The organism is Pseudomonas sp. THAF187a (assembly GCF_009363395.1).
GTDB classification, from domain to species: Bacteria; Pseudomonadota; Gammaproteobacteria; order Pseudomonadales; family Pseudomonadaceae; genus Aquipseudomonas; species Aquipseudomonas khazarica.
On the sequence record NZ_CP045349.1, the window covers coordinates 1,992,023 to 2,010,929 of the forward strand.

Below are 18,907 nucleotides of genomic sequence, written 5' to 3' on the forward strand. Positions count from 1 at the left end.
TGCAGGCGCAAGGCCGGCTGGCCCAGTGCAAGGGAGGCTCGATGGATTGCGTGTTCTGCGCCATTGCCGAGCGACGGCTGCCGGCCCACCACCTGTACGAAGACGATGATTTCATCGTGCTGCTGGATATCTTCCCCATGCGGCCGGCCCATGTGTTGATCGTCAGTCGCCGGCATGCGCCTTTTCTGCGCGATCTGCCGCCTGCGCTCGCTGAGCGCCTGCTGCCCCTGGCCGAGCGGGTGGCTGCGGCGCTGCGTCAGGCAGGCTACGGTGGCCAGGGCATCAACCTGTTGCTCAACGACGGCCCGGACGCCAATCAGCACGTCCCCCATCTTCATCTGCACCTGATTCCACGCCGGCCGGGTGACCTGCCGGCATTGCTCTGGCGGCTGCTGACGCGTTTTCTGCCGCTGGGGCGCAAGCGCATCGAAGCGCGCCTGCAGGATGAAGCCGATCGCCTGCGCCTGATCCTCGCCAAGGAGAATTGATTCGATGTGCGAATTGCTCGGCATGAGCGCCAACGTTCCGACCGATATCGTGTTCAGCTTCACCGGCCTCATGCAGCGCGGTGGCCGTACCGGGCCGCATCGCGATGGCTGGGGCATCGGCTTCTACGAGGGCCGGGGCTTGCGCATCTTCCAGGACCCGCAGGCGAGCAGCGAGTCGGAGGTGGCGCAGCTGGTGCAGCGCTATCCGATCAAGAGCGAGGTGGTGATCGGCCACATTCGCCAGGCCAACGTCGGCAAGGTGTGCCTGGTCAACACCCATCCGTTCAGCCGCGAGCTGTGGGGGCGCAACTGGTGCTTCGCGCACAATGGCCAGCTGGCGGGGCTCACCGGCTCCAGCAGTTTCTATCGCCCGGTCGGCGATACCGACAGCGAAGCGGCCTTCTGCGACCTGCTCAATCGTGTGCGCCGGGCCTTTCCCGAGCCGGTGTCGGTCGAGGTGCTGCTGCCCGTGCTGGTCGCGGCCTGTTCCAGCTATCGTCAGCTCGGCGTGTTCAACTGCCTGCTCAGCGATGGCGACTGGCTGTTCAGCTTCTGTTCGAGCAAGCTGGCGCACATCACCCGGCGTGCGCCCTTCGGCCCTGCGCAGCTCAAGGATGCCGACCTGAAGGTGGATTTCCAGGCGGAAACCACGCCTGACGACGTGGTCACGGTGATCGCCACCGAACCGCTGACCGACAATGAGCAATGGTCACGCTACGAACCGGGCGAGTGGCGGTTGTGGCGTCGTGGCGAGTGCGTCGCCAGCGGCAAGGCCTGAGAGAGGGGAACAAGGCATGTTGAGAAGCTATCTGCGGCTGACGCTGTTCGCCTTCGGCCTGCTGCTGGGCGTGCAGGTACCGGGGTTCGTCGATGATTACGCCAAGCGCGTCGAGGCGCATCGCCTGGAGTCGCAACAGAGTCTCAAGGGCTTTCAGGACACCGCCAGCAAGTTCTTCAAGGGCGACATGGACGCGCTGGTGGCGCACTACCGCGTGAGTGACGACCCGGTGATGCGCAGCGATGCGCAGAGCGTCGCCCACCTGGTAGAGCGCGCGGCCCTGCTCGAGCGCGAATGGCAGGCCATGCAGGGGGCCTGGTACGAACAGGCCTGGCACCTGGCCACGGGGGCCGACCGCGGGCTGTTCGAGGAGACGCTGCAGGCGTACCGCTACCAGGTGCTGTTCACCCCGGAGGCGATTCTCTGGGGCCTGGTCTGCGCCTTGCTGCTGGCCTGGCTGGTCGAGTTGCTGATCCTCACGCTCGGCTGGATGTCCGGCGCTGGACGAACCCGGCAGACGCAGCAGCGACACTGGCGCTGAGCGGGACGGAGACGGGCGCAGGGCGGCTGTCCCTGGCTGGCATCGCGCAGAAATTTGCACTGGTTCGCCTGCGCGGCGGGTGGCGCGTGTTAATGTAATACGGCGTTACATTTAATCGCCTCAGTGTATCTCTGGAGTTTCCATGCCGATCAAGGATTCGATCCTGGCAGCCGCGCTGGCTGCCGTCCTGCCTTTCCTGTCCGTTGCCCATGCCGATTCCACGGCTGAGCCGGAGCCTGCCGCTGCGGTTGCCGAAGTCGATGAAGACGGGCAATGGAGCAGTCCCGAAGCGTTCGTCGCCAGCCTGGAGTTCAAGAGCGGTCGCGTGGTGCTGGGCAATGACCTGGCGACGCTGAACCTGCCCGATTCGCTGGTGTTTCTCGACAGTGACAATGCCCAGCGCCTGCTGGTGGACGGCTGGGGCAATCCGCCGGACGACGTGCCGCCACTGGGGATGATCCTGCCGGCTGGTATCTCGCCGCTGGCCGATGAGTCCTGGGGTGTGACGGTCGAGTACGAGGACAGTGGCTACGTCTCCGACGAGGACGCCGCCGATATCGACTACGGCGACATGCTCGAAGACATGCAGTCCGACATGCGCGAGTCCAACGCCTGGCGCGAGGAAAACGGCTACGAGACGGTGCAGCTGGTCGGCTGGGCCGCCGAGCCACGCTACGACGCCGAAGGCAAGAAGCTGCACTGGGCCAAGGAGCTGAAGTTCGGCGACAGCGACATCAACACCCTCAACTACAACATCCGTGTGCTGGGTCGCAAGGGCGTGCTGGTGCTGAACTTCGTCGCCAACATGGACCAGCTGGCGGAAATCGAAGCCAACGTGCCGGCGGTGCTGGCGGCTACCGAGTTCAATCCTGGCCAGCGTTACGCCGAGTTCAACCCGGACCTGGATACCGTTGCGGCCTACGGCCTGGGTGCGCTGGTGGCGGGCAAGGTGGCGGCCAAGACTGGCCTGGTGGCCATGTTGCTGGTGCTGCTGAAGAAGTTCTGGTTCATCCCGGTGGTGCTGTTCGGCTGGCTGGGCAAGCGCCTGGGCCTGCGCAAGAAAGACCCTGCGCCGAGCGTGGAGGAGAGCGCCCCGGCCGCGCCTGCGGCTGCCGAGCGCAAGCCGGAGGAACCACCGCAGACACCAGCGCAGACGGTGATGGACCTGAACAAGCCGGACGATGCCGACAAGCGCTGATTCCGACGCCGGGCCCGGAGGTACTCCGGGCAAGGAAAAACGCCGCGACACCTGTGAAGGGGTCGCGGCGTTTTCGTTGCAGCCGGGCTATTTGGACAGGTACTTCATGCCGTCTTCCAGGCCCTGCAGGGTCAGCGGGTACATGCGTTCTTCGATCAGCTCGCGTACCAGGCCGGTGGAGGCGGTGTAGTTCCAGGTGTCCTTGGGGTAGGGGTTGATCCAGATGATCTTCTTGAACTTCTCGGTGAAGCGCTTCATCCAGACGTAGCCGGCTTCCTCGTTCCAGTGCTCGACGCTGCCGCCTGCCTGGGTGATCTCGTAGGGCGCCATGGCCGCATCGCCGACGAACACCACCTTGTAGTCGGCACCGTACTTGTGCAGCAGGTCCAGGGTCGAGGTGCGTTCGCTGGTGCGGCGCATGTTGTTCTTCCACACGCTCTCGTAGATGAAGTTGTGGAAGTAGAAGTACTCCAGGTGCTTGAACTCGGTCTTGCACGCCGAGAACAGCTCCTCGCAGACCTTGACGTGGGCGTCCATCGAGCCGCCGATATCCAGCAGCAGGAGGAGCTTCACCGTGTTGCGGCGCTCCGGGCGCATCTGGATGTTGAGCAGGCCGCCGTCCTTCGCGGTGTGGTCGATGGTGCCGTCCAGGTCCAGCTCTTCGGCCGCACCCTGGCGGGCGAACTTGCGCAGGCGGCGCAGGGCCACCTTGATGTTGCGCGTACCCAGTTCGACCTGGTCGTCGAGGTTCTTGTACTCGCGCTGGTCCCACACCTTGGCGGCCTTGCCCTGGCGCTTGCCGGCATCGCCGACTCGGATGCCTTCCGGGTTGTAGCCACCGGAGCCGAACGGGCTGGTGCCGCCGGTACCGATCCACTTGTTGCCGCCGGCGTGCTTTCCCTTCTGCTCTTCGAGGCGCTTCTTGAACTCCTCGATGAGCTTGTCGAGGCCGCCGAGGCTCTGGATCTGCGCTTTCTCCTCGTCGCTCAGCAGACGTTCGAATTCCTTGCGCAGCCACTCCTCGGGGATCATCGCCTCGATGTGTTCGTTGAGGTTTTCCAGGCCCTTGAAGTAGGCCCCGAAGGCGCGGTCGAACTTGTCGAAGTGACGCTCGTCCTTCACCAGGATCGCCCGCGCCAGGTAATAGAACTCGTCCATGTCGGCGAACACGACGTTGTGCTTGAGCGCGTTGATCAGGTCGAGCAACTCACGCACCGACACCGGCACCTTGGCCGCGCGCATTTCGTTGAATAGGTTGAGCAGCATGACAGGTGCCCTCGGCTGTTTATCTGATGGACCTCAGGAGCGGCGTTCCTGAGGCAGGCCGTCGGCGATGGCGTACCAATCTGCCTTGGACTCGGGATAGATGTGTTTCTGCGGAATTTCGTCCAGCGCCGAATCCAGCGTACCGAGCGCTACCGACACCCAGTCAGGGTGAGGGTAGTCAGCGAACCACTGCAGATTGCTGCCGCACTGGCGGCAGAAACTGCGGGCCACTCCGGGAGAGGAGCGATACTCGGTGACCAGCTCCAGCCCATGAGTGAAGTGAAAGTGCTCACGTCGCACGTTGCCGTAGCTGGCGAAGGCCGCACCGTGTCCCTTGCGGCACTGGCTGCAGTGGCAATGGGTCGCGGACTTGATGGGCGCGTCGATGCGGTACTTCACCGCGCCACAGAGACAACTGCCGTGATGCATGGTTCATACGCTCCAGGGGGGGCTAGGTTCCCGGCTCAGCCTGGCGCCACGGCCTTTCGGTCCTGGGGCGCTCAAGTGGGCGCAGTGCTTCGCGTTTCCCACCCTCACCCCGGAAGCGGGAGAAGGGCGGTAGGCCGCTCAGCGAGAAGCGCGGCGTGCCATGAAGGCCAGGCGCTCGAGCAGCTGCACGTCCTGCTCGTTCTTCACCAGGGCGCCGGCCAGTGGCGGGATGGCCTTGGTCGGATCGCGCTCGCGCAGTACGGCTTCGCCGATGTTGTCGGCCATCAGCAGTTTCAGCCAGTCCACCAGTTCGCTGGTCGAGGGCTTCTTCTTCAGGCCCGGCACCTTGCGCACGTCGAAGAACACGTCCAGCGCTTCGGCCACCAGCTCGCTGCTGATGCTGGGGTAGTGCACGTCGACGATCTTCTTCAGCGTGTCGCGATCGGGGAAGGCGATGTAGTGGAAGAAGCAGCGACGCAGGAAGGCGTCCGGCAGCTCCTTCTCGTTGTTCGAGGTGATGATGATGATCGGGCGCTGCTTGGCCTTGATCGTCTCGTCGGTCTCGTAAACGTAGAACTCCATCTTGTCGAGTTCCTGCAACAGGTCGTTGGGGAACTCGATGTCGGCCTTGTCGATCTCGTCGATCAGCAGGATCACGCGCTCGTCGGACTCGAACGCCTCCCACAACTTGCCTTTCTTGATGTAGTTGCGAACGTCGTGGACCTTGTCGGAATCGAGCTGCGAGTCACGCAGGCGGCTGACCGCGTCGTACTCGTAGAGGCCCTGATGCGCCTTGGTGGTCGACTTGATGTGCCAGGTGATGAGGCGGGCGCCGAAGGCTTCGGCCAGTTGCTCGGCGAGCATGGTCTTGCCGGTGCCCGGCTCACCCTTGACCAGCAACGGGCGCTGCAAGGTGATGGCAGCGTTGACTGCCAGCTTGAGGTCGTCGGTGGCGACGTAGGACTGGGTACCTTCGAACTTCATCGGAAAATCCTCGGAGCGATAGCGCGGGGCGGCCCGCAGCAGAAATTCAGAGCGCGACTATAACGCGCAGCCTTGGTGGCTGTGAACGCAGACGCAGTATTCAGTCACTGAATGGCGGGTCACCCGGCTTTCGGTCTGCCTGCTGGACGGCCAGCGGGCGGCGGCATAGGCTTGGGGTTTTTCCTGCCCGCAAGGACTTCCATCATGAGTCGTATCTTCGCAGACAACGCCCAGGCCATCGGCAATACGCCGCTGGTGATGATCAATCGCCTGGGCCCGAAAGGCGTGACCATCCTGGCCAAGATCGAAGGACGTAACCCGGCGTACTCGGTCAAGTGCCGCATCGGCGCCAACATGATCTGGGATGCCGAGGAACGCGGCGTGCTCAAGCCGGGCATGACCATCGTCGAGCCGACTTCCGGAAATACCGGTATCGGCCTGGCCTTCGTCGCGGCGGCGCGCGGCTACAAGCTGGTGCTGACCATGCCCGCCTCGATGAGCCTGGAGCGACGCAAGGTGCTCAAGGCGCTTGGCGCCGAGCTGGTGCTGACCGAACCGGCCAAGGGCATGAAGGGCGCGATCGAGAAGGCCAACGAGCTGGCCGCCGCCAACCCCGACTACTACCTGCCGCAGCAGTTCGAAAACCCGGCCAACCCGGCCATCCATGAAAAGACCACCGGCCCGGAAATCTGGCGGGACACCGACGGCGCCATCGACGTGCTGGTGGCCGGTGTCGGTACGGGTGGCACCATCACCGGGGTATCGCGCTACATCAAGCAGACCCAGGGCAAGCCGATCCTCTCGGTGGCGGTGGAACCGGTGGGCTCGCCGGTCATCAGCCAGACCCTGGCCGGTGACGAGGTCAAGCCGGCTCCGCACAAGATCCAGGGCATCGGTGCCGGGTTCGTGCCGAAGAACCTCGATCTGGCCATGGTCGATCAGGTCGAGCAGGTCGCCGATGACGATGCCAAGGCCATGGCCCTGCGCCTGATGCGCGAAGAAGGCATTCTCTGCGGCATCTCCTGCGGTGCGGCGATGGTGGCTGCCGTGCGCCTGGCGCAGAAGCCCGACATGCAGGGCAAGACCATCGTGGTGATCCTGCCGGACTCCGGTGAACGCTACCTGACCTCGATGCTGTTCGACGGCCTGTTCACCGAGCAGGAACTGCAGCAGTAACGCGTCATGCGAGGGCCGTTGCCGTGGCTGCGCATGGATGATTGGCGCAGCCTGCGCTGATGGCCACGGTGTTTCGTGCGGCTGAATCCGCTCGCTCAGGCTGTGCGCTCAGGCGCTTCCACGTCTGTGCTCTGAGCTGCCGGGCGCTGGACCGATGAGGCGCGAGCCACGCTAGGCCCTGGCAGTAGTTGGCCGTACCACCAGCCACAGGGCCAGTGCGATCAGCAGGCAGCCCGGCAGGTAGTCCCAGCTCAGTGGCTCGTCCAGCAGCAGCGCCCCCCAGAGCACCCCGAACGGTGGGATCAGGAAGGTGGTGGTGCTGGCCTTGATCGGCCCGATATCGCTGAGCAGGCGGAAATACAGCACATAGGCGAAGGCGGTGCAGAGCAGGCCGAGACCGGCCAGGGACAGCCATACCTCGATGCCGCCCCAGCTCGCCGGTGCCTGCAGCGCGAGGCTGCCGGCGAACAGCGGCAGCAGGAACAGGCTGGCCCCGACCAGGCTGGCGAAGGCGGTCAGGCGATTGTCCAGGCCGCCTTGCTGGCCGATCCAGCGTCGCGTGAGGAAGCCGGCGAAGCCGTAGCAGGTCGTGGCCACCAGGCAGGCACCGGCACCCAGCAGCAATTGCATGTCGAAGGCGACCGGGCCGGTGCGGGTCAGCACCGCCACGCCGAGCAGGCCGAGAAACACGCCGGCGGCCTTGCTCGGGGTGATGCCCTCGTGGAAGAACAGCGCGCCGATCAGTACGCCCATCAGGGGTGTCGTGGCATTGAAGATCGCCGAGTAGCCAGCCGGCAGGATCAGCGCCGCCAGGCAGTACATGGTCGATGGCAAGCCGGCGTTGATCATTCCCAGCACCAGGCAGATGCGGAATTTGCCACGAAAGTCCCAGTCGGTGCGCAGCAGCAACAGCAGGGCCAGCAGTCCCAGGGTGCCGAAGCTGGCGCGGAAGAAGGCGGTCGGCATGCTGCCCAGCACGGGGGCGGCGACCCGCATGAACAGGAAGCTGGCGCCCCAGATGGCGGCGAGCAGCAGCAGGCGAAGCAGGTCGGCGGTGCGCACGATGGATTATCCGGCAGGGGTGGGGGCGAGAGTGTTGCCGCTGGACGGCGTTCTGGCAATCCGCATCGCGCTTTCGAAGTGCGCCGTAGCTGGCCGGCTGCAAGCGGCAAACGCCTTGCCGGCATGGCGACTTGCATCCGGGCCGGGTTTGTCGGCTAAGCTCGGCTCATTCACCGCATTGACAGGGTATGCGCATGGGGCAGCAATGGCCGGCCGACGGGATCGCCCGCCTGATCCTCGATGGCTTCGACGATTATCGCGAGCAGTTCCGCCAGATCACCGATGGCGCGCGTGCCCGCTTCGAGCAGGCGCTGTGGCAGGAGGCGCAACAGGCCTCGGCCGCGCGCATCAACCTCTACGAGGACAAGGTGGCGCAGACACGCGAGCGTCTGCAGCAGGGCTTCGATGCCGCGCTGCTGGAGGCCAGCCAGTGGCCGCTGGTGAAGAGTGCCTATATCGCGCTGATCGACCTGCGCCTCGACGACGAGCTGGCGGAGACCTGGTTCAACTCGATCTTCTGCAGCCTGTTCAGCCATGACCTGATCAGCGATGGCTGCATGTTCATCCACACCACGCGGCCATCGCTGCGCAGCCGCTCGGGCGCCGCGCAGACCCGCCGCTACCGGCCCGACGGCGCGCTGGACGAGGCGCTGCGGGCGATCTTCGAGGACTACGCCTTCGATGCCGCCTACGAAGACCTGCCGCGTGACCTGCAGCGCCTGGAAGCGCAGCTGCGGGCGAGCCTGCCGGACTGGATCTGCAAGGACCCGGAGCTGTGCGTCGAGCTGTTTTCCTCGGTGCTGTATCGCAACAAGGGCGCCTACCTGGTCGGGCGCATCTACACCCGCGACGAGCAATGGCCGCTGGCGATTCCCTTGCTGCATCGCGAAGGGCAGGGCATTCAGGTCGATGCGGCGATCACCGACGAGGCGGAGGTGTCGATCATCTTCTCCTTCACCCGCAGCTACTTCATGGTCGATGTCGCCATCCCGGCCGACTTCATCGGTTTCCTGCGGCGCATCCTGCCGGGCAAGCACATTGCCGAGCTGTATACCTCGATCGGCTTCTACAAGCACGGCAAGAGCGAGTTCTATCGCTCGCTCATCGGCCACCTGGCCAGCAGCGACGACCGCTTCGTGATGGCGCCTGGCGTGCGCGGCATGGTCATGAGCGTGTTCACCCTGCCGGGCTTCAACACGGTGTTCAAGATCATCAAGGACCGCTTCGCCCACGCCAAGACGGTGGATCGCAACACGGTGATCGAGAAGTATCGCCTGGTGAAGAGCGTCGACCGTGTCGGGCGCATGGCCGATACCCAGGAATTCGCCGATTTTCGTTTTCCCAGGGCCAAGTTCGAGCCGCAGTGCCTGGCCGAGTTGCTCGAGGTGGCACCCTCGACCGTGGTGCTGGAGGGCGACAGCGTGCTGGTGCGCCACTGCTGGACCGAGCGGCGCATGACACCGCTCAATCTCTATCTGGAAAGTGCCAGCGAGGCGCAGGTGCGCGAGGCGCTGGACGATTACGGCCTGGCCATCAAGCAACTGGCGGCGGCGAACATCTTCCCCGGCGACATGCTGCTGAAGAACTTCGGCGTGACCCGTCATGGCCGGGTGGTGTTCTACGACTACGACGAGATCTGCTTTCTCACCGAGGTGAACTTCCGCAGGATTCCACCGCCGCGCTTCCCCGAGGACGAGATGAGCGCCGAACCCTGGTACTCGGTGGCGCCCAACGATGTGTTCCCCGAGGAGTTTCCGCCCTTCCTGTTCGCCGATATCAAGCAGCGCCAGCTGTTCAGCAGGCTGCACGGCAACCTGTATGACGCCGACTACTGGAAGCAACTGCAGGATGCGATCCGTGCCGGCAAGGTGATCGATGTGTTCCCCTATCGGCGCAAAAGTCCGGTGATTTGATCGGCCCTGGTTGAAATCCGCCTTGCCAGGCCTAATCTCATAGGAGAGCACGCCAGCGTGCTCTCCCATCTACTTGGCAGGAGGTCGTACCCATGCTCGCCAAGCTGCAAGAACAACTGCATACCTTGCTGCAGGCCCTTGGCCTCATCCCGCAACCTCAGCCGATTCGCATCAGCGAGGCCGAGCAGGAGCGCCTGCGTCGCGAGGCACGTCAGCGCCGCTGATTGCAGCGTCCGAGCGCATCAGGCGAGCCGGTGGGCGTCGAACCAGGCGTCGATCAGCTCGCGCATGCGTTCGCCGGAGAAACTCGCGAAATGCCCGCCATGCACGCTGCGCACCGGTAGGTCGCGCAGGCGCATCAGGCTGTGTGCATAGTCTTCCAGGTTGGAATGGTAGGCATCCTCGATCAGCGGGCCGTCGTAGAGGATATCGCCGGAAAACAGCGTCTGCGTCCTCGCTTCCCACAGGCTGATGCCGCCCGGCGAATGACCGGGCGTATGCAGCACCTGCAACACCCTGTCGCCCAGATCCACAACGTCGCCATCCTCGATCAGACGAGTAGCCGGCGCGGCGCGCACACGGTATTCGGCGTAGCACAGCGGGCAATCCGGATGCGCCTCGAACATGTCGTCGCCGACGAAGTCGGTAGCCAGCGTGTTGGCGCCGTCCGGTGCGGCGAGAATGTCCGCCTCGGCCGGATGCACCAGGCGCTCGCTGAACTCGTGATGTCCGGCGATATGGTCGAAGTGGCAGTGACTGGCCACCGCCAGCAGCGGCTTCTCGGTCAGCCAGGGCAACTGCTCGCGCAGGCTGACCAGGCCTGAGCCGGAGTCGATCAGCACATCATGCTCGCGCCCCTGCACGTGCCACATGTTGCAGCGGTAGAAGGGACGCACGTAGGGCTCGTGGATCAGGCAGATGCCATCGTGGCGGTGTTCCACCTCGAACCAGCGGTCGCGACTGACGATTTTCATGGCGGGAAACGTGTCTCGTTGGCGGGTTGCACCCGCCCTCCAGGTTCGTATGACGAGTAGGGCGGGTGCAACCCGCCACGACATTCATCACGCTACGCCAGTTGCGCGCGAGGCACCAGCAGCCAGCGGCGCAGCACGGCATAGCTGGCGGCGGTGATCAGGAACACCGGCAGCGATGCCCCCCAGGCCAGCGGCGAGACCCAGCCCCAGTAGTAGGCCAGCACGGCGCCGAAGCCGTAGGCGACGAAGGCGGCGGGGTTGAAACCCGCCAGGTAACGGTAGCGGCCGCCATCCTCGCTGAGCAGTTCGTCCACCGCGTAGTCGCCCTTGTGAATCAGGAAGTAGTCGGCGATCAGCACGGCGAAGGCGGGGATGAACACACTGCCGATCACCAGCAGGAAGTTCTGGAAGTTGTCGAGAATGCCGGGGATCTGCGAGCCGAGGATCGACAGCACGCCGATGCACAGCGCCGGTTTCCAGAACGGGGTCTTCGGGCTGATGTTGAGGTACGACAGCGAGGCGCTGTAGACGCACATGACGTTGGTGGTCATCACCGAGAGGAACACCACGATGGCCGCTGGCAGACCGAAGCCGAAGCCGGCGAGCAGCACGGCGGGGTCGTAGGTCTGTTCCATGCCGGTCATCACCGAGAAGCCCGATACGGTGGCGCCCAGGCCCATGGCCAGCAGGGTGGCGAGCACGTAGCCGACCCAGGTGCCGACACCGGCCACGCCTTGGCTGCGGCAGTTGCGGTTGTAGTCGGCTGCCAGTGGAATCCAGGAGAAGGCGGTGGCGATGACGATATCGAAGGCGATCCCCGGGGTGATGTCGTTGCGCGGCTCGGCCGGCATGGCCAGGAGGCTGGCGAACTCGAACTTCTGCCCCATCACGTAGAACACCGCGCCTGCCAGCAACAGCATGCCGATGGCCGCCCAGCGCTCGACCCGCTCGATGCCCAGGTGGCCGCGCAGGGCGATCAGCAGCACCAGGGTTTCACAGAGGATGGTGAACAGCGGCAGGTTGGAGTAGCCGGTCAGGTGCTCCACGGCGTAGTTCAGGCTCATGCCTGCCAGCAGTGCCTGGATCCAGCTCCAGGCCAGCAGGGTCAGCAGATTGACCAGCGAGGGCAGCTTGGCGCCCTGCGAGCCGTAGCTGCCGCGCGCCAGGACCATGGTGGTGAGGCCGCTGCGCTGGCCCATCAGGCCGACCAGTACCAGCGGCAGAATGCCAAGCCCCGAGCCGATCAGCACGATCAGCATGGCCTGGCTGAACGGCAGGTCGGGCACCAGCAGCATGCCGGTGAGGATGGTGGTGACCACGACGTTGGCGCCCAGCCACAAGGCGATGGTGCCACCGAGGCCGAGGCTGCGATGGCTGGCGTCCGTGGGGGCGAGGCCATCCTGGCCGAAATGCTGGCTTAGGTTCTTGAACATGGAATGACTCCCCGGTGCTTGATTATTGGTGTTGGTAGGGTGGCAGTCAGTGAGGAAACGCAATCTTCTTGTTATGTCCGTGGCCCGGATGCAAGCGGGGCCACGGGTTGGCTCAATCGGGCAGGGCGGATGAGGCCTTTTTCATCCACCCTACGCAGCGGTCGCATTCTGCAGGAGCGGTTTCAGCCGTGATCGATCCGCTCAGGGGTGAAAGGGCGCGGCCTCCTGCACTTCGATGATCAGCGGGCGGTCTGCCGGCGCGCTGCGCAGCAGCTCGGCCAGGTGCGCGTGGTCACGGGCGCGCTCGGCGGCGCAACCGAAGCCCCGGGCGATGGCCAGCAGGTCCGGGGTGTAGATGTCGACGCCGATCGGCTCGATGTCACGGCGCTCCATGTAACGCTTGATCTCGCCGTAACCGGCGTTGTTCCACAGCAGCACGATGATGCCGACGCCGGCTTCCACGGCGCTGGCCAGTTCGGGCAGGGTGAACTGGATGCCACCGTCGCCCATCAGGCTGATCACCGGGCGGCTCGGCTCGGCCAGCTTGGCGCCGATGGCCGCCGGCAGGCCGTAGCCCAGGGTGCCGTAGCCGGTGGAGGAGTTGAACCAGCGCCGCGCGCCGTCCAGTTCCACCAGGTGGTTGCCGCTGTACACCGTCTGCGTCGAGTCGCCGACGAAGCGCGCCTCGGGCAGGGCCTGCAGCAGCGTCGCGAACAGCTCGCGGTAGTGCGTCCAGCCGCTGATATCTTCGTTCAGGCGGGCCTGCACGGCCAGGGCGCGGCGAGCGCCGGGGCTGCCGGGGTCGGCCTCGCGTGGGTTGAACTCGGCCAGCAGCATGCGCATGGCCACTCGCGCATCGCCCTGAATGGCCAGGTGCGGGGTGAAGTTGCGGTGCAGCTGCTGGGCGTCGATGTCGATGCGGATCAGGCGGCCCGGCAGGCGGAAGTCGCCATCGAACACCACGTCGTAGTCGGTTTCGCCCAGCTCGGTGCCGATGGCCACGACCACATCGGCTTCCAGCGCCAGGTCGCGTACCGGACGCAGCGACTGGTTGCTGCCGAGCAGCAGCGGATGGCCAGGCGGCAGCAGCCCCTTGGCGTTGATGGTCAGGGCCGTCGGTGCATCCAGGGCGGCGGCCAGGGCGCGGGCCTCGGCCTCGGCGGCGACGCAGCCGCCACCGAGCAGCAGCAGCGGACGCTCGGCTTGCTTGAGCAACCCGGCCGCCTCGCGGATCAGCGTGCGGTTGGGCGCCGGGCGACGCACCACCGGACGTGGGGCCAGGGCCATGTGCGAGGCGTCGGCGGTGATGATGTCCAGTGGCAGCTCGATGTGCACCGGGCGTGGCCGCTCGCCCTCGAACACCGAGAAGGCCCGGGCCAGTACACCGGGCAGTTCCTCGACGCTCATCAGCGTGTGGCTGAAGGCGCTGACACCCGCGGTCATCGCACGCTGGTTGGGCAGCTCGTGCAGGTAGCCCTTGCCCAGGCCGAGGCGCTCGCGCTCGTTGACGCTGGAAATCACCAGCATCGGAATCGAGTCGGCATAGGCCTGGCCCATGGCGGTGAGGATGTTGGTCATCCCCGGACCGGTGATGATGAAGCACACCCCCGGCTTGCCCGAGACGCGCGCATAGCCGTCGGCCATGAAGCCCGCGCCCTGTTCGTGGCGCGGCGTGATGTGGCGGATGCCGCTGCCGGGCAGGCCGCGATACAGCTCGACGGTGTGAACACCGGGGATGCCGAACACGGTGTCGACACCCCAGGCCTGGAGCTGCTTGACGAGAAACTCACCGCAGGTGGTCATGCTCTCTCCTTGTGGCTTAGCCGACGATCCAGTGCGCCATCAGGGCGATGATCGGCAGGGTGATCAGGGTACGCAGGACGAAGATGACGAACAGCTCCAGCAGGCTCAGCGGCAGCTTGGCCTTGAGGATCAGCACGCCGACCTCGGACATGTAGATCAGCTGGGTCAGCGAGATGCAGGCGACCACGAAGCGGGTCAGCTCGCTCTCGATGCCCTTGCCCAGCACCGCCGGCAGGAACATGTCGGCGAAGCCTACCAGCAGGGCCGGCGCGGCCTTGGCCGCTTCCGGCAGTTGCAGGGCTTCGAGCAGCGGCACCAGCGGGTAGGACAGCCAGTTGAAGATCGGAGTGAACTCGGCGATGGCCAGCGACAGGGTGCCGATGGCCATCACCAGCGGCAGCAGGCCGAGCCAGATGTCGACCACGTTGTGCACGCCGATGCGCACCATCTGCAGCGGCGACGGGTTGGCGTTGGCGCGACGCACGGCCTGGGCCAGGCCCCAGCGCAGCAGCGAGGTACCCGCCGGGACTTCCTCGCGGATCTGCTTGCCGACACCGGCGACGTATTCTTCCTTCTTCCACGACAGCGGCGGAATGCGCGGGGTGATGATCGCCGCCGCCAGGCCAGCCACCACCACGGTGAGGTAGAAGGGCACGAACAGGTGGTCGAGCTTCATGAAACTGGTGATCAGCAGGCTGAAGGCGATTGAGGCGATGGAGAAGTTGGTGGCGATCACCGCCGCTTCGCGAGCGCTGTAGAAACCCTTCTGGTACTGCTGCGCGGTGATCAGCACGCCGACGGTGCCGGAACCGAGCCAGCTGGCGATGGCGTCGATGGCCGAGCGCCCCGGCAGACCGAAGATCTTGCGGAACACGTTGCGCACCAGGGTGCCGCAGAATTCCATCAGGCCGTAGTCGGTGAGCAGCGGCAGGATCAGCCCCGCCACCAGGAAGAAGGTGATCAGCACCGGCGCCAGGTCCTTGAGCACCACGCCCCCGGTGTTGGCGCCCCAGACCCATTCAGGGCCGAACTGCCAGAAGGTCATCGCCGCGAACAGCGCACCGAGCACACGCAGGCCGAGCCACAGCGGCGGCAGATTGAACAGTTCGTTGAGTGCCGGACGCTGGGTCAGCCAGCGTGGCTTGAACAGGCTGCCGAGCAGGCCGAGCGCGGCGGATGCCAGCAGCAGGGCGGTGGCGATGGCCGGCAGGTGGTCGTTGAACGCCGCCTTGAGCGCATCGGCCATCACGCCGAGACCGATGGTGACCTTTTCCTCGTAGACGATGGGGGTGAGAAACAGCAGTACGCCGAGCAGCGAGGGGATCAGGAAGATCAGCAGCTGACGCAGGCTGAAGGGCGTGCTCGCGCCGGGTTGGTCGTCGAGCAGGGGCATGGATTCATCATGATTCATGGCAGGCATCCGAATTGTTGTTGTATGGATGTTCCGGGTGCCGTCGAGGGCACCCGGATTCGGCGATCAGCGTTTTGTGACGCCAGGCATCACGCAGAGCATTTCGTAAAGCAGGTTGGCACCGAGCAGCGAGGTGTTGCCGGTGGTGTCGTAAGGTGGGGAGACCTCCACCAGGTCCGCGCCGATCAGCTCCAGGCCCTCGCAGCCACGGATGATTTCCATGGCCTGGATGGTGGTCAGGCCGCCGATTTCCGGGGTGCCGGTGCCCGGCGCCCAGGCGGGGTCGATGCCGTCGATATCGAACGACAGGTAGACCGGGCCGCCGCCGACCTTTTCCCGCACTTCGGCCATCAGCGGAGCCAGCGACTGGTGCCAGCATTCTTCGGCCTGCACCACGCGGAAACCCTGCTTGCGGCTCCAGTTGAAGTCCTCGGCGGTGTAACCCTGGGCACGCAGGCCGATCTGCACCACGCGCTGGCTGTCGAGCAGGCCTTCTTCCTGAGCGCGGCGGAAGGTGGTGCCGTGGGCGATCTTCTCGCCGAACATGTGGTCGTTGACATCGGCATGGGCGTCGATGTGGACCAGGCCGATCTTGCCGTACTTCTTGTGCAGCGCCCGCAGGATCGGCAGGGTGATGGTGTGGTCGCCGCCAAGGGTCAGTGGCGTGATGCCGAGCTCGACGATCTCGTCGTAGGCCTCTTCGATGATGCGCACGGCGTCGAGCAGGTTGAAGGTGTTGATCGCCACGTCACCGATATCGGCCACGTTGATCGAGTCGAACGGTGCGGCGCCGGTGGCCATGTTGTACGGGCGGATCATCACCGACTGGGCGCGGATCTCGCGCGGGCCGAAGCGGGTACCGGAGCGCAGCGAGGTGCCGATGTCCAGCGGTACGCCGATGAAGGCGGCGTCCAGCTGGCGCTTTTCCTCGACGCTCTGGATGTGCGGCAGACGCATCATGGTGGCGATGCCGCCGAAGCGTGGCATTTCGTTGCCACCCAGGGGCTGGTGGAGTTTCTTGTCCATGGGAGGGCCTCAGGCTTGTTCTGGTTGTGGCGGGATTCTTGGCCGGCCAGGTGTCGGGAAGAATCGGCAGGGGCAAAAACTTACTTCAGGATTGTCTGAAGTAAGTGCCTGATCCCCCGATTCATGGGGGTTTGGCTGCACCCGGACGACGGTGATGTGTCAGTCGCGGTATCCGGGATCGAGGCGATCGAGCTTGCGCAGCCAGGCCTGCCACAGCAGCTGGCACTGCCATTCGGCGCCTTGCAACTGTTCGCAGGCGTGGCGCGACAGCGGCTCCGGGATCTCGCTGCAGGCCTGGCCGCCGCCGGTGCTGGCGAGCTGGATTTCGCAGGCACGGTTCAGGTAGTACATGACATAGAAGGCATCGGCGACGCTGGCGCCGACGCTGAGCAGGCCGTGGTGGCGCAGCACCAGGGCGATGTTGTCGCCCAGCGAGCGCTGGATGCGGCTGCGTTCGTCCAGGTCCAGCGCCACGCCTTCGTAGGCGTGGTAGCCCAGGCGCTGGTGGAATTCGGTGCTGATCTGGTTGAGTTGCAACAGGCCGGCATCCTGCGCGGCAACCGCCATGCCCGCCAGGGTGTGGGTGTGGATCACGCAATGAGCGTCGTCACGGGCCATGTGCACGGCACTGTGAATGGTGAAGCCGGCGACGTTGTAGTCAGCGTCGCCCTCGACCACCTTGCCCTGCATGTCCACCACGATCAGGTCGCTGGCGCGGACCTCCTCGAAGAACAGGCCGAAGGGGTTGATCAGAAAGCGCGGTTCTCCGCTGCCGGGCAGGCGTATGGAAAAGTGCGTGTAGAGGGTGTCGTCCCAGCCAAACAGGGCAGCCAGGCGATAGGCCGCGGCGAGGTCGCGGCGCAGGGTGGCGATATCGTTCATGCGTTCTCCAGGCCGATGAATCGGCGTACGCGCGGGTGGTCGCCGGTGCGGATGGCAGCGGGCGAGGCGTCGAGCTGAACGTGACCGTCCTCCATGAACAGCACGCGGTCGGAGATGGACAGGGCGAAGTCCATCTCGTGGGTGACGATGAGCATGGTCATGCCTTCGCGGGCCAGGTCGCGGATCACCGCCAGCACGTCGCCGACCAGCTCCGGGTCGAGTGCCGAGGTGGGTTCGTCGAAGAGCATCACCTGCGGTTTCATCGCCAGCGCGCGGGCGATGGCCACACGTTGCTGCTGGCCGCCGGACAACTGGTGCGGGTACTTGTCGGCATGGGCCAGCAGGCCGACCTTGTCGAGCAGGGCCAGCGCCTGCCTGCGCAGTTCGACGCGAGTGCCCAGACCGTGATGGAGCGGGGCGAGCATGACGTTGTCGGCGATGGTGCGGTGCGGGAACAGGTTGAAGTTCTGGAACACCATGCCGATGCGTCGCACGCCTGCGCGCTGGCGACGATTGTCCGGGCGGTCGCCGGCCTGGATGAAGCTCTCGCCGAACAGCACGATTTCGCCTTCATCGATGCTCTCCAGGCCGTTGATGGTGCGGATCAGCGAGGTCTTGCCGGAGCCGGAGGGCCCGATGATGGAGATGACCTCGCCAGGCTGGACGCTCAGGTCGATGCCCTTGAGCACGTGATGATTGCCATAGTGCTTGTGGATGTTGCTCAGGTGCAGCGCCGCCGGAGTACCGGGCGTCCGGGCCTGGACCTCGCGGCTGGCGGCCGCCGGCAGGTCGCGTCGCAGGCCGGCCAGTTGCTCGTCGCCGAGGGTGCCCGGCTTGCGTCTGGCGAGGTCGAGATGCCGCTCGAGGTACTGCAGGCCCCAGCCGAACAGGCTGACGATCAGCACGTAGTACACGGCTACCGCGCCCAGGGTTTCCAGCACCAGGAAGTTCTGCGCATAGAGACGCTGGCCGACCAGCAGCAGTTCGCTGAGCGAGATCACCGAGACCAGCGAGGTCAGTTTGACGATGGTGACGTACTCGTTGGTCAGGGTCGGCAGGGCGATACGGAACGCCTGCGGCACCACGATCAGACGTTGTGCGCCGAGACGACCGATGCCCAGTGCGCGAGCCGCTTCGCGTTGGCCCTTGGCCACCGAGAGCAGGCCGCCCCGGTGAATTTCCGCCATGTAGGCCGCCTCGGTCAGGACCAGGGCGATCAGGCCGGCATAGAAGGGGTTGGACAACAGCTTGCCGCTGGCGGGCACCAGCTGTGGCAGGTTGTAGACGAAGATCAGCAGCACCAGCAGCGGCACGCTGCGAAAGAACCAGACGTAGAGCGATGCCGGTGCGCTGAGCCAGCGGCTGGCAGCCTGTTTGGCACTGGCCAGGGCGAAGCCCAGCAGCAGGCCGATCAGCCAGGCCAGGCTGCTGAGTTTCACCACCGTCCAGCATGCCGCCCAGAAGGCCGGCATGGAAAACAGGGAGAAGAAATAGCTCCATTCGAACGGCATGTGTCATCTCCGGTGCGCCACAGGCGGCTTGC

At 65.2% G+C, this 18,907-nt stretch carries 18 protein-coding genes; 7 read left to right on the top strand and 11 right to left on the bottom strand.

Annotation, left to right across the window (positions count from 1 at the left end):
• Positions 1-41: 41 nt before the first annotated feature.
• From FIV02_RS09270 to FIV02_RS09285, 4 genes are all read left to right on the top strand, one after another.
• Positions 42-488: an HIT family protein gene (locus FIV02_RS09270; RefSeq protein WP_047586609.1), complete on the top strand. Its 447-nt coding sequence runs from the start codon at positions 42-44 to the stop codon at positions 486-488.
• A gap of 4 nt (positions 489-492) precedes the next feature.
• Complete coding sequence (locus FIV02_RS09275; protein WP_037053469.1) at positions 493-1,266, top strand: class II glutamine amidotransferase; 774 nt, start codon at positions 493-495, stop codon at positions 1,264-1,266.
• Between the two features lie 16 nt (positions 1,267-1,282).
• Positions 1,283-1,807 (top strand): DUF2937 family protein, encoded by a 525-nt coding sequence (locus FIV02_RS09280; RefSeq protein WP_134677975.1) that lies wholly within the window; start codon positions 1,283-1,285, stop codon positions 1,805-1,807.
• A 142-nt stretch (positions 1,808-1,949) separates the two neighbouring features.
• Positions 1,950-3,005: a DUF2167 domain-containing protein gene (locus FIV02_RS09285; protein ID WP_152488441.1), complete on the top strand. Its 1,056-nt coding sequence runs from the start codon at positions 1,950-1,952 to the stop codon at positions 3,003-3,005.
• Between the two features lie 87 nt (positions 3,006-3,092).
• On the opposite strand, the gene FIV02_RS09290 is transcribed toward FIV02_RS09285, so the two are convergent.
• The 3 genes from FIV02_RS09290 to FIV02_RS09300 all read right to left on the bottom strand — a co-directional run bounded on the left by FIV02_RS09290 (position 3,093) and on the right by FIV02_RS09300 (position 5,684).
• Positions 3,093-4,271: a VWA domain-containing protein gene (locus tag FIV02_RS09290; RefSeq protein WP_152488442.1), complete on the bottom strand. Its 1,179-nt coding sequence runs from the start codon at positions 4,269-4,271 to the stop codon at positions 3,093-3,095.
• A gap of 33 nt (positions 4,272-4,304) precedes the next feature.
• On the bottom strand, positions 4,305-4,700 hold the full coding sequence (locus FIV02_RS09295) for a GFA family protein (protein ID WP_150609148.1): 396 nt from the start codon (positions 4,698-4,700) through the stop codon (positions 4,305-4,307).
• Positions 4,701-4,838: 138 nt separating this feature from the next.
• Entirely contained in the window at positions 4,839-5,684 is an 846-nt protein-coding gene (locus FIV02_RS09300) for a MoxR family ATPase (RefSeq protein ID WP_152488443.1), read from the bottom strand.
• A gap of 204 nt (positions 5,685-5,888) precedes the next feature.
• On the opposite strand from FIV02_RS09300, the gene cysK reads away from it, so the two are divergent.
• Positions 5,889-6,860: a cysteine synthase A gene (cysK, locus tag FIV02_RS09305; protein WP_037053461.1), complete on the top strand. Its 972-nt coding sequence runs from the start codon at positions 5,889-5,891 to the stop codon at positions 6,858-6,860.
• Between the two features lie 171 nt (positions 6,861-7,031).
• Here cysK and FIV02_RS09310 read toward each other — a convergent pair whose 3' ends face one another.
• Complete coding sequence (locus FIV02_RS09310) at positions 7,032-7,922, bottom strand: DMT family transporter (RefSeq protein ID WP_152488444.1); 891 nt, start codon at positions 7,920-7,922, stop codon at positions 7,032-7,034.
• A 194-nt stretch (positions 7,923-8,116) separates the two neighbouring features.
• Between FIV02_RS09310 and aceK the strand changes: the two genes are divergently transcribed.
• Positions 8,117-9,835 (top strand): bifunctional isocitrate dehydrogenase kinase/phosphatase, encoded by a 1,719-nt coding sequence (aceK, locus tag FIV02_RS09315; protein WP_152488445.1) that lies wholly within the window; start codon positions 8,117-8,119, stop codon positions 9,833-9,835.
• A 92-nt stretch (positions 9,836-9,927) separates the two neighbouring features.
• Positions 9,928-10,059: a PA1414 family protein gene (locus tag FIV02_RS24965; protein WP_256663112.1), complete on the top strand. Its 132-nt coding sequence runs from the start codon at positions 9,928-9,930 to the stop codon at positions 10,057-10,059.
• Between the two features lie 18 nt (positions 10,060-10,077).
• Here FIV02_RS24965 and FIV02_RS09320 read toward each other — a convergent pair whose 3' ends face one another.
• The 7 genes from FIV02_RS09320 to FIV02_RS09350 all read right to left on the bottom strand — a co-directional run bounded on the left by FIV02_RS09320 (position 10,078) and on the right by FIV02_RS09350 (position 18,875).
• Positions 10,078-10,809, bottom strand: a complete 732-nt coding sequence (locus FIV02_RS09320) for an MBL fold metallo-hydrolase (protein ID WP_152488446.1) — start codon at positions 10,807-10,809, stop codon at positions 10,078-10,080.
• A gap of 92 nt (positions 10,810-10,901) precedes the next feature.
• The gene (locus FIV02_RS09325; RefSeq protein WP_152488447.1) at positions 10,902-12,242 is read right to left on the bottom strand and encodes a cytosine permease; all 1,341 of its coding nucleotides are present in this window, start codon (positions 12,240-12,242) and stop codon (positions 10,902-10,904) included.
• 201 nt (positions 12,243-12,443) lie between these two features.
• Positions 12,444-14,045 carry a 5-guanidino-2-oxopentanoate decarboxylase gene (locus FIV02_RS09330; RefSeq protein WP_152488448.1) on the bottom strand — a complete coding sequence of 534 codons (1,602 nt, stop codon included), beginning with the start codon at positions 14,043-14,045 and terminating at the stop codon, positions 12,444-12,446.
• A gap of 16 nt (positions 14,046-14,061) precedes the next feature.
• Positions 14,062-15,456 (bottom strand): YjiH family protein, encoded by a 1,395-nt coding sequence (locus FIV02_RS09335; protein ID WP_152488449.1) that lies wholly within the window; start codon positions 15,454-15,456, stop codon positions 14,062-14,064.
• A gap of 66 nt (positions 15,457-15,522) precedes the next feature.
• Positions 15,523-16,482, bottom strand: coding sequence for an agmatinase (speB, locus tag FIV02_RS09340; RefSeq protein WP_037053439.1), 960 nt, complete (start codon positions 16,480-16,482; stop codon positions 15,523-15,525).
• Between the two features lie 159 nt (positions 16,483-16,641).
• A complete protein-coding gene (locus FIV02_RS09345) occupies positions 16,642-17,364 on the bottom strand; it encodes a class II aldolase/adducin family protein (protein ID WP_152488450.1) in 723 nt (240 codons plus the stop codon).
• Positions 17,361-18,875: an amino acid ABC transporter permease/ATP-binding protein gene (locus FIV02_RS09350; protein ID WP_150609182.1), complete on the bottom strand. Its 1,515-nt coding sequence runs from the start codon at positions 18,873-18,875 to the stop codon at positions 17,361-17,363. Before FIV02_RS09350 ends, FIV02_RS09345 begins: the two co-directional genes overlap by 4 nt.
• Positions 18,876-18,907: the final 32 nt, after the last annotated feature.

Coding starts and splice junctions, on each gene's coding strand:
- FIV02_RS09270 (WP_047586609.1), top strand. CDS start 42: ATGGATTGCGTGTTCTGCGCCATTGCCGAGCGACGGCTGCCGGCCCAC.
- FIV02_RS09275 (WP_037053469.1), top strand. CDS start 493: ATGTGCGAATTGCTCGGCATGAGCGCCAACGTTCCGACCGATATCGTG.
- FIV02_RS09280 (WP_134677975.1), top strand. CDS start 1,283: ATGTTGAGAAGCTATCTGCGGCTGACGCTGTTCGCCTTCGGCCTGCTG.
- FIV02_RS09285 (WP_152488441.1), top strand. CDS start 1,950: ATGCCGATCAAGGATTCGATCCTGGCAGCCGCGCTGGCTGCCGTCCTG.
- FIV02_RS09290 (WP_152488442.1), bottom strand. CDS start 4,271: ATGCTGCTCAACCTATTCAACGAAATGCGCGCGGCCAAGGTGCCGGTG.
- FIV02_RS09295 (WP_150609148.1), bottom strand. CDS start 4,700: ATGCATCACGGCAGTTGTCTCTGTGGCGCGGTGAAGTACCGCATCGAC.
- FIV02_RS09300 (WP_152488443.1), bottom strand. CDS start 5,684: ATGAAGTTCGAAGGTACCCAGTCCTACGTCGCCACCGACGACCTCAAG.
- cysK (WP_037053461.1), top strand. CDS start 5,889: ATGAGTCGTATCTTCGCAGACAACGCCCAGGCCATCGGCAATACGCCG.
- aceK (WP_152488445.1), top strand. CDS start 8,117: ATGGGGCAGCAATGGCCGGCCGACGGGATCGCCCGCCTGATCCTCGAT.
- FIV02_RS24965 (WP_256663112.1), top strand. CDS start 9,928: ATGCTCGCCAAGCTGCAAGAACAACTGCATACCTTGCTGCAGGCCCTT.
- FIV02_RS09320 (WP_152488446.1), bottom strand. CDS start 10,809: ATGAAAATCGTCAGTCGCGACCGCTGGTTCGAGGTGGAACACCGCCAC.
- FIV02_RS09325 (WP_152488447.1), bottom strand. CDS start 12,242: ATGTTCAAGAACCTAAGCCAGCATTTCGGCCAGGATGGCCTCGCCCCC.
- FIV02_RS09330 (WP_152488448.1), bottom strand. CDS start 14,045: ATGACCACCTGCGGTGAGTTTCTCGTCAAGCAGCTCCAGGCCTGGGGT.
- FIV02_RS09335 (WP_152488449.1), bottom strand. CDS start 15,456: ATGAATCATGATGAATCCATGCCCCTGCTCGACGACCAACCCGGCGCG.
- speB (WP_037053439.1), bottom strand. CDS start 16,482: ATGGACAAGAAACTCCACCAGCCCCTGGGTGGCAACGAAATGCCACGC.
- FIV02_RS09345 (WP_152488450.1), bottom strand. CDS start 17,364: ATGAACGATATCGCCACCCTGCGCCGCGACCTCGCCGCGGCCTATCGC.
- FIV02_RS09350 (WP_150609182.1), bottom strand. CDS start 18,875: ATGCCGTTCGAATGGAGCTATTTCTTCTCCCTGTTTTCCATGCCGGCC.